The sequence below is a fragment of the Tepidibacter sp. Z1-5 genome (genome assembly GCF_037844525.1).
Classification (GTDB): Bacteria; Bacillota; Clostridia; order Peptostreptococcales; family Peptostreptococcaceae; genus Tepidibacter_A.
The window spans coordinates 80600-92773 of sequence record NZ_JBBMMD010000036.1; the positions used below are offsets into that span (position 1 = coordinate 80600).

The 12174-nt window shown below is 28.0% G+C and carries 11 protein-coding genes; 8 read left to right on the top strand and 3 right to left on the bottom strand.

The genetic code is table 11. The features are described from left to right. Positions 1–484 precede the first annotated feature (484 nt). Positions 485–2071: a putative bifunctional diguanylate cyclase/phosphodiesterase gene (locus tag WJW32_RS08930; RefSeq protein ID WP_340257502.1), complete on the top strand. Its 1587-nt coding sequence runs from the start codon at positions 485–487 to the stop codon at positions 2069–2071. Positions 2072–2545: 474 nt separating this feature from the next. Here the strand turns inward: WJW32_RS08930 and WJW32_RS08935 are convergent, their stop codons facing one another. From WJW32_RS08935 to WJW32_RS08945, 3 genes are all read right to left on the bottom strand, one after another. Further along, on the bottom strand, positions 2546–3301 hold the full coding sequence (locus tag WJW32_RS08935; protein ID WP_340257504.1) for a TSUP family transporter: 756 nt from the start codon (positions 3299–3301) through the stop codon (positions 2546–2548). Between the two features lie 79 nt (positions 3302–3380). Continuing rightward, positions 3381–4847 (bottom strand): BCCT family transporter, encoded by a 1467-nt coding sequence (locus tag WJW32_RS08940; RefSeq protein ID WP_340257506.1) that lies wholly within the window; start codon positions 4845–4847, stop codon positions 3381–3383. Between the two features lie 350 nt (positions 4848–5197). Then, positions 5198–5572: a class II SORL domain-containing protein gene (locus WJW32_RS08945; protein WP_340257507.1), complete on the bottom strand. Its 375-nt coding sequence runs from the start codon at positions 5570–5572 to the stop codon at positions 5198–5200. Positions 5573–5848: 276 nt separating this feature from the next. Here WJW32_RS08945 and WJW32_RS08950 point away from each other — a divergent pair, with 276 nt between their 5' ends. The 7 genes from WJW32_RS08950 to WJW32_RS08980 all read left to right on the top strand — a co-directional run bounded on the left by WJW32_RS08950 (position 5849) and on the right by WJW32_RS08980 (position 12167). Next, positions 5849–6085, top strand: a complete 237-nt coding sequence (locus tag WJW32_RS08950; RefSeq protein WP_340257509.1) for a YabP/YqfC family sporulation protein — start codon at positions 5849–5851, stop codon at positions 6083–6085. A gap of 13 nt (positions 6086–6098) precedes the next feature. Beyond that, entirely contained in the window at positions 6099–7274 is a 1176-nt protein-coding gene (yqfD, locus tag WJW32_RS08955; RefSeq protein ID WP_340257511.1) for a sporulation protein YqfD, read from the top strand. Continuing rightward, on the top strand, positions 7240–8232 hold the full coding sequence (locus WJW32_RS08960) for a PhoH family protein (RefSeq protein WP_445330231.1): 993 nt from the start codon (positions 7240–7242) through the stop codon (positions 8230–8232). Before yqfD ends, WJW32_RS08960 begins: the two co-directional genes overlap by 35 nt. A 15-nt stretch (positions 8233–8247) precedes the next feature. Continuing rightward, a complete protein-coding gene (locus WJW32_RS08965) occupies positions 8248–10248 on the top strand; it encodes an HD family phosphohydrolase (protein ID WP_340257515.1) in 2001 nt (666 codons plus the stop codon). Continuing rightward, positions 10249–10710 (top strand): rRNA maturation RNase YbeY, encoded by a 462-nt coding sequence (gene ybeY / locus WJW32_RS08970; protein ID WP_340257516.1) that lies wholly within the window; start codon positions 10249–10251, stop codon positions 10708–10710. A gap of 1 nt (position 10711) precedes the next feature. Next, a complete protein-coding gene (locus WJW32_RS08975; protein WP_340257518.1) occupies positions 10712–11413 on the top strand; it encodes a diacylglycerol kinase in 702 nt (233 codons plus the stop codon). A gap of 145 nt (positions 11414–11558) precedes the next feature. Next, a complete protein-coding gene (locus WJW32_RS08980; RefSeq protein ID WP_340257520.1) occupies positions 11559–12167 on the top strand; it encodes a DUF502 domain-containing protein in 609 nt (202 codons plus the stop codon). The last annotated feature ends 7 nt before the right edge of the window (positions 12168–12174 follow it).

The following is a 12174-nucleotide window of genomic DNA, read 5'->3' on the forward strand; positions in this document are numbered from 1 at the left end:
TCTCAGATCAATGAACGTATCTGTATTTTTTTTAAACCTTTTCCCAGTAAAAGTTAGTATTGCATTTTAGTTTGTATTTATCAATTATTTTGCCTTTTTCATTTCCTAATTCTTTTTTTAGATATGCATCACGGACTTCTTAACTGCAGGATTTTAAAATAGAATAATCCAAAAGTATCCACCCCTCATGAAAAGACTCTCTTACTTTAAGCATAATGATTTTTGGCATATATTCAAATTGTTATTTTATATCATAAAATTGAATGTATAGATAAATTTAGTGATTATTGTGAAGAATCATGCATAGTATCAACTTTTGCTATGTCTAATATTACAACGGATAAACGCATTTTTCATTTAAAATAAATTGTAAATTTTAGAAATCAATAAAAAAAAGAGGAAGAATATTATAAAATGTCGAAAGTATTAGAAAAGAATAAAATAAGTAGACATATAGAGTAGAGGACAGTGAAAGGAGATTTTTATGGGAAAACTTAAAAATATTTTTAATAAAATCGTATGTAAATATACTTTTGTAGGGATGTTATTTGGACTAAGCTTTCCTATGAGTGCTATTGTCTTTGAAATTATTCGATTAAATTTAAATTTCAAGTTGCAGAATATAATATATATTCACCATCAGAATAAATTGTTATTTATGATTGATACGGCTCCTTTTTTTCTAGGTAGCTTTGCATCTATTGCAGGTGTGATTAGAGGGAAATTAGAACTTAGAAATATGGAATTAAAGAATCAAACCATTATAGATGAATTAACAAAGGTATATAATAGAAGATATGGAAAAGAACGTATAAAAAATTGTATTCATATAGCAAAAGAAAATAATACAAAAATTGGTGTGATTTTGATTGACTTAGATCGATTCAAAATGGTGAATGATACCCTAGGACATACTGCAGGAGATCAATTATTGAAAAAAATTGGGAAAATGTTTATAGATGAGTTAAAGATGAGGGAAAATATTATTCGACTAGGTGGAGATGAGTTTTTAATTATTGTGAATGAGGTGAAAAAAACAAAGGATATTAATGAAATTATTGGTAAAATTATAAGGAGTTTTGAAAGTCCTATAAAGATTGATGAAAGATTGATTCATATAAAAGCAAGTATGGGGATTTCAATATTTCCAGATCATGGACAAGATATGGAAACTCTTCTTAAAAAAGCAGATATTGCTATGTATCGATGTAAAAAACATAAGAGGAAATTTTATGAATTTTATGATGAATGTATGCTAGAATCATTGAATGAAAAATTCTTGATAGAAAATGAACTAAATCATGCAATAGAGAAAAAGGAATTGTTTTTAGTCTATCAACCTATTGTACATGCAAATACTGGTGAAATATTAGGTGCAGAAGCATTATTAAGATGGAATAATACTACATTGGGAATGGTATCTCCTAATAAATTTATCCCTATAGCAGAAAAGGCTAATTTAATTTCAGCTATAGGAAAATGGGTACTAGAAGAAGCTTGTAGACAAAACAAATATTGGCAAGATCGAGGATTTTGTATTGTAATAAATGTAAATGTTTCTGTAAATCAATTTAAAGAAGAAAATTTTGTAGATCAGGTAAAGAAAATATTAGAAGAAACTGGATTGGAAGCGAAACATTTAAAAATTGAAATCACAGAAAGTATTTCTATGGAAAATATTCCGAATATACAAGAGATATTTAATATGTTTAGAAAGATAGGGGTTAAAGTGGCTATAGATGATTTTGGAACAGGGTATTCTTCTTTTGCACAGCTTAAATCATTGTTTATAGATACTTTAAAAATAGACAAATCATTTATTGGTGGTATTCATGTGGATATTAATAATACATCAATTGTATCTGCAATGGTAGCATTGGCTAAAGAGTTAGATTTAAATATTGTTGCGGAAGGGGTTGAAACCATAGAGCAATTAACATTTTTAAAAGAACAAGAATGCAATCAGATTCAAGGATACTTATATAGCAAGCCAGTAAAATCTAATGTTTTTGAAGAACTTTTAAAGAAAGGATTTTTATTATGTGAAAATGAAGGCGTTTTCTCAGATTAATGATCGTATCTGTATCTTTTTGTTTGATGAATTCTATACCATATAATTCACAGCATATAAACCCAGATTACCAGTCACATTTATAATGTCTAACTTTAAAACTTGTTTTCTTGTGTACTATAAAGTAAAACTTAATTTAGATGGAGTTTTACTCTAACTGATATATTACATTTCTAAAAAATAATTATTTATGGATAAAACCAAATAATTATATTTAAATATTGCTTAATAAATCAATAAAAAACACAAGGGTCACCAAAGACCTTAGTGCACCTTAATAGATTGTCAACACTTTTTAGTCGGACATTATTAGCTTGTACTCTATAGGGCTAAGGTAATTTAATGACCCATGTATTCCATGGTTGTTATACCAATTTACTTAATAAATTCAAATATAAAGAGGTTATAAATCAGATAGGAATAGCAGCTTAGTGTTGAGTATATAGATGTTCTAACATTTTGAAACAACTACTTCTATTTAATAATATTCAATATCATCTTACCAGCTACTGCTAATGACATAGTTACGAATATAGGCTTTATAAGCTTAGAACCTTTCTCTAAAGCAAGCTTTGTACCTAGTTTTGCACCCATAATCATGAATAGGGCAACTGGAATACCGTAGTAATAATTTATTTGAGAGTTAAAAGCAAATATTAATAAAGCTGTAATATTGCTTGTAAAGTTTAAAACTTTAGCATTTCCAGCAGCTTTTGTAAAATCAAATCCAAAAATACTTATAAGTCCAAATATTAAAAATGAACCAGTACCTGGACCGAAAAAACCATCGTAAAATCCAAGGCAAAAACAAAGTAGTATTCCTAGTGTAAGATTTTTTTTATTAAGTCCAATAAACTTATCTTCTTTTCCTATTGATTTTGAGAATAGACTATATAAACCTACAAATAATATCATTACTAAAACTAATGATTGGAGTTTACTTTGGTCTATCAGAAGAACTGTATTAACTCCTAATATAGCTCCTATTAAAGTGAATGGTATAAAATATTTTAATATAGAAAAACTCACTTTACCAGATTTAGAAAAACTCAAGATACTCGTGAATGCTGCTGTTGTAGAACAAAATTTATTTGTTCCAAGTGCTAAATGAGGGGGAATGCCCGCTATTAAAAATGCAGGAATACTTATAAGTCCTCCTCCGCCAGCTATTGAATCTATAAATGCAGCTGAGAAACCTGACAAACATAAAAATAATAATTTGAAAATCATTTTATCACCTACTTAATTAATATCAATTAATTGTACCATATACTAAAAATAATGGTATAGATGAATAAATTTAAATTTTCTAAATGTTTTCCTGTCTTAAAAATTTAACTAAGCATAAGGTAGATGATAATATTACAAATATAAATGGAAAAGCTGCAACAATAGATATAGTTTGAAGCATATGAAGACCTCCTGATAAAAGTAGAGATAGAGCAAGTAATGATTGTAATATTCCCCAAGTTATCTTAGTTTTATTGCTAGGGTTTAATTTACCATTAGAAGACATCATACCCAGCACAAATGTTGCTGAATCTGCTGATGTAACAAAAAATGTACAAAGAAGTATTATGGCAACTATAGATATTAATGTTCCTAATGGATAGTTGTTCATAATAATAAAAAATGCAGTTGAGGTTTTTAGAATAGCATTGTTTGCTGTATCTATTCCTAAATTTATAGCCATAGTACCAAATGTTGAAAACCATAAAAATGAAACTACTGAAGGAACTAATAAAACTCCTATTATAAATTCCCTTATTGTTCTTCCTTTTGAGATTCTAGCTATAAAAGTTCCTACAAATGGAGCCCATGATATCCACCAAGCCCAATAAAAAATAGTCCAAGATTTATACCAATCTGGTTTTCTAAATGGATTTAACTCTAGTACAAGATCTATAGAATAATCTTTTAGACCTAGGAAAAATGAATGTAGTATATCAAATGTGGGTCCTATTATCATAGCTAATAAAAGTAAAACCATGGCCATTAATACATTTAAGTTAGATAGTATTTTTATGCCTTTATCAACTCCACCTACAGCTGATATTATGAATAAAATTGTAACTATTAATATAATAATAGTTTGAACTAGGGAACTTTCTGGTATATCGAATAGATAATTAAGACCACTGTTTATTTGAAGTGTTCCAAGGCCTAGTGAAGTAGCAGCCCCTCCTATAGTAGCGAAAATTGCTAGAATATCTATAGCCTTACCAATTTTTTTATTAGAAACATTTTCGCCAAAGAAAGGGATAAACATATTACTTATCAAACAAGGATATTTTTTTCTGAATTGTATATATGCAAGAGATAAACCTAATATGCTGTATACTGCCCAAGGATGAAGACCCCAATGCATGAATGATTTTTTTATAGCGAAATTTTTGGCTAATTCTGATCCGCTTTCAATTCCGAGAGGAGATACATAATGGTTAAGGGGTTCAGCAACTCCCCAAAATACAAGACCAATTCCCATACCTGCACTAAATAACATGGAAAACCAAGAAATATAACTGTATTCTGGCTTGGAGTCGTTGTCTCCTAGTTTTATATTTCCATATTTGCTAAATGCTAGCATGATGCTGAATATTAAAAATAAAGTCATACTTATTAAATAAAGCCATCCGAATTCGTCTACTAAAAAATTTAAAGCCTTATTTGATAGGATATTAAATGTACTAGGAGCCACAAGGCACAATAAAACTATTGATACTACTAAGAAAATTGAAATTATAAATACTGTGTTATTTTTTTTGTTTAAAATCAAACAATCACCTCTTTAATATTTTTTATAATGGATAGGAAATTATATTTTTATTTAAATTGTGTATAAATATAATTTCCGTTATGAGTTTCAAAAAAGTCTACATTTGAAATCTTCAAAGGAAGACTTTTTTATTTATGCAAAAAAATAAAAACAATTAATCGAGTAAACTGTTTTTATAATTAATAGTAAATTATATTTAATATTATATTAATAAATTTCAAAATAAACTATTAAACAACTAACGTAACAACTTGATTATATTACAAAAGTTGTATCTTGTCAAATTATGAAGTTTTGTGAAAATATAAAAAAGAATTCAGAAATAAAAATCTGAATTCTTTTTTATAAATTTATTTAATCTCTACACGTGCACTATTTTCCCAAAGACCATGAATATTACAGTAGCTAAGGGCATGTATAGTACCTGATTTAATAAGTTTTACACTTGTAATCCCTACAGGCTGAGTTGCGTTGTCTGATTCACCGTGAGCTGAAAAATTAAAATTAGCTATTTCAACAGGAAATTTATCATTTTCCCCTTTGAAGAATACTTTAACCCAAGCTATATGGTGTTCTAAAGTATTAGGATGTTTTATTTCGTCGCCTATAGATACTCTTAGATTAAATTCTTTATCTTTTTCTATATTCTCAGGTACACTTATAACAGGTACGTGCTTTTCTCCTTTAAAATCTCCAGTTTGTAAAAATTCTTTTAAACTTTTCATTTAGAAAAACCTCCATTTAAAATTTATTAATCGTTATATCTAGGAAAATTATATAATTTTGAATATATCATGAGTTATGCGTTAGCATAAAGTAAATTTGTTATATTATATATATTCCCTCGATTAATAAATCTAAACATGAATAAGAGGTTAGATATAAACAAAAAAATTATATATTATGAAACTTAGCGTGAATAGGATAATTAAAAATATAAGTTAAAAATTAGGAATTAAATAATATAGAGTTCATAAAATTATATAAGGGGAGGTGTGATAATGGTTAACTTGCCTAATGATTTACAAATCGATTTGCCAAGGGTTACTACTATTGGTAATGGATGTATTAATATAGAAAATTATATAAGTGTTATGGAATACTCTAAACAGATGATAAAAGTTGATACAAAGGTAAATGTATTAAAAATAGAAGGAGAAAACCTGATTATAAAATATATAACTGAGGATGATTTGTGTGTTGAGGGAAAAATATACTCTGTTGAATATTGGGTTTAAGGGGGCATAGAAGTTGTGGCAATATATTAAAGGATTTTGCGTTGTTACTATAGAAGGCTTGAATTTAGAAAAATTCATAAATAATTTGGCTAAAAATAAAATTTATATATTTAATATAAAAAGGATATCTGAAACAAAAATAGAAGCCTATGTATATAAAGATGATGTTAAAAAACTTATAAGTATTTATAGAAAATCCAACTATAATTTAAAGATTAAAAGATCAGTTGGACTTCCGTTTTTAATGAAGAGGGTTTATAAAAGAAAGACTCTTTTATTTGGAGGAATTTTATCTGTATTTATATTATTATTTTTGACAACGTTTATAACAAATGTGTACATAGATTGCCCTGAGGGTATAGATAAAAAAGCATTAAGACGTGAAATTTACGAATGTGGTCTCAAGCCTGGTACTAATAAATACATAATAAATAAAAAGGATATAAGAGATAGTATACTTTATAAATTTAATTCGGTTGCATATATATCTATAAACATACAAGGAACTAGTGCTTTTGTAGATATAGTAAAAAAAGCTGAAGAGCCTAAAGAAAATAGTAAAATAAATTGTAATATAATTGCCAAAAAAGATGGTATAATAGAGAAGGTAATACCAAGAAGTGGAGAATCATTGATAAAAAAAGGTGATATAGTTAAAACTGGAGATGTATTAATAGCTGGTGGAAACCTTATGGCTAAGGGTGAAGTATGGGCGAAAACATTTTATGAAATAACAGAAAAAGTAGAGTATACAAACAAAAGTAAATATAGAACTGGCAAAAATAAAAAAATATTTAAGATCAAGTTATATAACAAGGAGTTTATCACAAATAAAAATATAGATTATAAAGAGTACGATGTTAAAACGAAGGATTTTAAAATAAAGTATAAAAACTTTGAATTTCCAATACAAGTTCAAGTAGATACTTTTTATGAGGTTAATATAAAGAAAAACGATAAGGACTTAAATTCGATTAAAAATACTCTTAAATCAAAAGCTTTAAAAAAAATGGATTATTTATTGCCTGTACAGGCAAGGATAATAGATAAAAATGAAAATTATAATGTAGAGAAGAATATCTTAAAATTTACGATTATTATACAAACCTTAGAAGATATAGGAAAGTATGAACAAGTAGAAGGAGGAAATTATACTGATGATAAATTGCAAGATACAGATAGAGAATGATGAATTTTCAAAACAATTATTTGGAAATCTTGATAAAAATATAAAAATTATAGAAGAACGCATTAATGTCGATGTAGTCTTAAGGGATGGAAGTATAGTTCTAATCGGTGAAGAAAAAAATGTAGAATTGGGCAAAAGGCTTATTAAAGAGTTAGAAATTATGGTTGAAAAGGGAAATGAATTAAATAATCAAAATATATCTTACTGTATAAACCTATTATTTGAGGGTAGTGAAGAAAAAATGCAAGTATTATCTGATGATGTTATCGCTTTTACTATAAAGTCAAAACCTATACAACCAAAAACACTTGGACAGAAGAAGTATATTAATTTAATAAAAGAAAATACTATCACATTTGGAATAGGTCCTGCTGGTACGGGAAAAACGTATTTGGCTGTTGCCATGGCTGCAAGATCACTTAAAAAAGATGAAGTAAATAGAATCGTTTTAACAAGACCGGCAGTTGAGGCTGGAGAGACTCTGGGTTTTTTACCTGGGGATTTAAAAGACAAAGTTGATCCATACTTAAGACCTTTGTATGATGCTTTATTTGAGATACTTGGATCTGAAAAATTTGATAGATATATGGAAAGAGGAATAATAGAAGTAGCACCTCTTGCATTTATGAGAGGGAGAACACTAGATAATGCATTTATCATACTTGATGAAGCTCAAAACACAACTCCAGAGCAGATGAAGATGTTTTTAACTAGGCTTGGATTTGGCTCAAAGGCAGTAGTAACTGGGGATATTACACAGACAGATATTCCAAGTAATAAAAAATCTGGACTTTTACATGCAAAAGAGGTATTAAAAGGTGTAAAAGGAATATCTATTTGTGAATTGACAGAAAAAGATGTTGTAAGACATGAACTTGTTCAAAGAATAATAAAAGCGTATACTAAATACGAGGAAAAACAAGAATATAAAAATAGCAAAAAGAAAAATAAAAATTAGAAAGGAGAGGGAAACATGAAATTTAGGAAGTTTTCCCTTGCTCTTTTGTTTTTTATAATTAATTTTATAGTATTATTTACATTTTTAGCTCCTCAGAAGTACGAATTAAAAGTAGGACAAAGAGCCCAAGAAGATATAAAAGCAACAAAAGATATAGAAAACAAGATAGAAACACAAAAACTTATTGACAAGGCTGCTCAGCAGGTTCAACCTGTTTATAAAAATAATTTAACAGTTCAAGCTGAGATAAAATCAGATATAGAAAAGTTTTTTTATGATATAAATGAGATTAACAATAGTGAAGAATTAAATTTAAAGCAAAAACTAGAAAGTATGCAACAAAAATACCCAACAATATCTAATAAATCTATAAACTTAGCTCTTAATATGGACAAAGCTAGACTTGAAAAATTAAAGAATTACATATTTGAAATAATAAATCAGATAATGAGTACTGGAATAACGAAAGAAGAAGTAGATTACCAAAAGAAAAATGTGTCAGAGTTTTTTGAAGAAATAAAAACGTTTAACCAGAATGAAAAGCTTTTAAGTATAGAAATAATAGATAGTTATATAAGACCTAATAAGTTTTTGGACTTAGAAAAAACGCAAGAAAAAACAGAACAAGCAAAGGAATCTGTTGAAAAGGTTATAATACCAAAGGATGAAAATATAATATCAAAGGGAGAAGTTATAACTGAAGAAAAACTAGAAATGTTGCAAAGTATAGGACTTGTTCAAAAAAAAGGTAAAGAAGATTTTTTTGTTATAATAGGTTTAATACTTATAATACTTATACTTGAAGTGTTAGGAGCCTTATACATAAATGTTTTTGATAAAAGAATATTAAAAAATGAAAAGAAACTATTACTGATAATATTGATTATTTCTATTACTATGCTAATTAGTATAAGTCTTAGTAAAATATCTTTATATATAATACCTGTTGCTGGGGCAAGTATGCTTATAAGTATACTTTTAAATACTAATATAGCTATAATATCTAACTTCATTATAGCTATAATGCTTTATCTAGCTACTGGAGATATAAATATCTTATTGATATCATTAGTTTCTGGAACATTTGGGGCTTTTGCCAATCTTGAAATAGCACAAAGAAGAAATGTAATAATTACAGGATTCAAAATAGGAGTTTTAAACTTATTACTTGTAATGTCACTAGGTTTTATAACTACAACAAACTTAAAAGAGCCTTTTATAAATGCATTACTTTCTTTATTGTCAGGTATAATTTCATCTATTTTTGTGGTTGGAAGTTTACCTCTTTGGGAACATTATTTTGATATATTGACAAGCCTTAAATTATTAGAACTATCAAGTGCTAATAATGAAATATTAAAAAGGATGTTAATAGAAACACCTGGTACATATCATCACAGTATAATAGTTGGGAATTTAGCAGAAAGAGCTTGTGATAAAATAGGAGCAAATTCTTTGTTCGCAAGAGTCGCGTCATATTATCATGATATGGGAAAACTATCAAAACCGTATTTTTTCAAAGAAAATCAAATAACTACTGATAATCCTCATGATAAGATGTCTCCTATAATGAGTACAAAGGTAATTAAAGAACATGTAAGCTATGGAGTGGAGCTTGCTCAAAAGCATAAATTACCTAAAGAAATAATAAATATAATAAGAGAACACCATGGAACAACATCAGTTGCCTACTTTTATTATAAAGCTAAAGAAATGGAAATGGATGTAAAGGAAGAGGATTTTAGGTATAAGGGTCCAGAACCTCAAAGTAAGGAAGCGGCTGTAATAATGATGGCAGATTCGGTGGAAGCTGCTATTAGAAGTATAAAGGAACCTAGCAAAGAAAAAATTGAAGATATGATAGAAAAAATAGTTAAAGGTAAATTAAATGATGGACAATTTGATAAAAGCAACTTGACATTAAAAGAATTAGACTTAATAAAGGAAGCTTTTATAGAAGTCATTATGGGTATGTTTCATCAAAGAATAGAGTACCCCAAAGAAGGAGGAAATTAAATGCAGTTAATAATGGATAATAGACAAGATAAGATAGAAGTAAGTGATGCATTAATGAATACTATAAATAATGTAACAAAAGAGTGTTTAAAGTATGAAGGGTTTGATGAGGATTATGAAATAAGCTTGTCATTTGTAGATAACAACGAAATACACGAGCTAAATAAATTGTATAGAGGAATAGATAGAGAGACAGATGTACTGTCATTTCCATTAATAGGAGATGATGAGTTTGATATAGAGCTTGAGGAAAAAGCTCTTGGAGATATTGTAATATCTATGGAAAAAGCCTTAGAACAAAGTCAGGAATATAATCACTCTTATGAAAGAGAAGTGGCTTTTTTAGTTTGTCATAGTATGTTTCATTTAATGGGATATGATCATGACACAGAGGAAAATACAAAGATTATGAGGTCGAAGGAAGAAGCTGTTTTGGTTAAACTTGGAATAGCGAGGATATAATATGAGAGCTAAAAAGCTTATAAATGCTTTTAATTGTGCGATAGACGGTATAATATATACGGTTAAAAATGAGAGAAATATGAAAATACACTATCTAATATCGATAATAGTTTTATTTTTAAGTTTGTTCTTTGATTTGACTAAATATGAAATAATTATTTTGTTCTTTACTATATCCTTAGTTGTAATATCTGAAATGATAAATACAGCAATAGAAAAATCTATAGACTTGTTCACTAGTGAATACCATGAACTTGCAAAGATTGCTAAAGACGTTTCAGCAGGAGCTGTCTTAATTGCATCTTTAAATTCTATTGTAATAGGGTACTTACTATTTTTTGATAGAATAAATCCACTATCAAATATTGTTCTGAATAAGATAAGAAAATCAGAAATGCATATAACTGTTATAGCAATAGTAATAGTTCTTATATTGGTAGTTGTAGTTAAATCAGTAACCAAAAAAGGAACTTATTTAAAGGGAGGAATGCCTAGCGGACATGCTGCACTTGCATTTTCAGTTGCAACTGCAGTAACATTTATTTCGGAGGAAATATTAGTATCAACTCTTACATATATATTGGCAATACTTGTTGCGCAAAGTAGAATAGAAGGAGAAATTCACAGTGGTATAGAAGTTTCATTTGGAGCTATATTGGGAATACTAACAACTATACTGGTTTTCCAAATAAGTCTTGGATAAAAGAATGGAAGTGTTTCCATTCTTTTAATGACTTTGCATGTAATCTATAGTTTAAATAAATATTGGATAAAACATAAATGTTTGATATAATTGAAAATGCTCTGTATGTTGATTTAGAGAGCTAAAGTGAAAGGATGAGGGGTTTTTGAAAAAAAATAGTTCTGATAAAACAGACATAAAAAGAGTGTTTATAAGCGGAATTTTTACCATTCTTCCAATTGCTGTTACTATATCATTAGTATTTTGGCTTTTCAATAAGGTAGATTATATATTTAGAGTTCCTCTTGAAAAACTATTAGGAATTCATCTTTATGGTGTTGGTATAGTAATAACACTTATATTGACATTTGCTGCAGGTATTTTTGCAACGGATGTCATAGGAAAAAGAATATTTAATGGATTTGAAATGGTAATGCATAAAATTCCTTTAGTTGGAATGATATATTCTTCTGTAAAACAAGTAGTAGATGCTTTTGCTACTAAAAAAGGAGAAGGTTTTAAAAATACTGTCTTAGTTCAATATCCTTCAAAGGGTATATATACAATAGGGTTCATAACTACGAATGCACCAGATTCTATAAATGGATACACAGGAGAAGAAAGTGTGTTTGTATTCATACCTACAACTCCAAATCCTACATCTGGAATGCTTGTTGCAGTAGCTAAAAAAGATATAGTCTATTTAGATTTATCTATTGACAATGCTCTTAAAATAATAGTTTCAGGGGGAATTGTAGGCTGTAAAGAAAACTAAAGGAGGA

Bases quoted from the DNA above. Each gene is read 5' to 3' on its own strand.
- WJW32_RS08930 (WP_340257502.1), top strand. From the start codon at position 485: ATGGGAAAACTTAAAAATATTTTTAATAAAATCGTATGTAAATATACT.
- WJW32_RS08935 (WP_340257504.1), bottom strand. From the start codon at position 3,301: ATGATTTTCAAATTATTATTTTTATGTTTGTCAGGTTTCTCAGCTGCA.
- WJW32_RS08945 (WP_340257507.1), bottom strand. From the start codon at position 5,572: ATGAAAAGTTTAAAAGAATTTTTACAAACTGGAGATTTTAAAGGAGAA.
- WJW32_RS08950 (WP_340257509.1), top strand. From the start codon at position 5,849: ATGGTTAACTTGCCTAATGATTTACAAATCGATTTGCCAAGGGTTACT.
- WJW32_RS08965 (WP_340257515.1), top strand. From the start codon at position 8,248: ATGAAATTTAGGAAGTTTTCCCTTGCTCTTTTGTTTTTTATAATTAAT.
- ybeY (WP_340257516.1), top strand. From the start codon at position 10,249: ATGCAGTTAATAATGGATAATAGACAAGATAAGATAGAAGTAAGTGAT.
- WJW32_RS08975 (WP_340257518.1), top strand. From the start codon at position 10,712: ATGAGAGCTAAAAAGCTTATAAATGCTTTTAATTGTGCGATAGACGGT.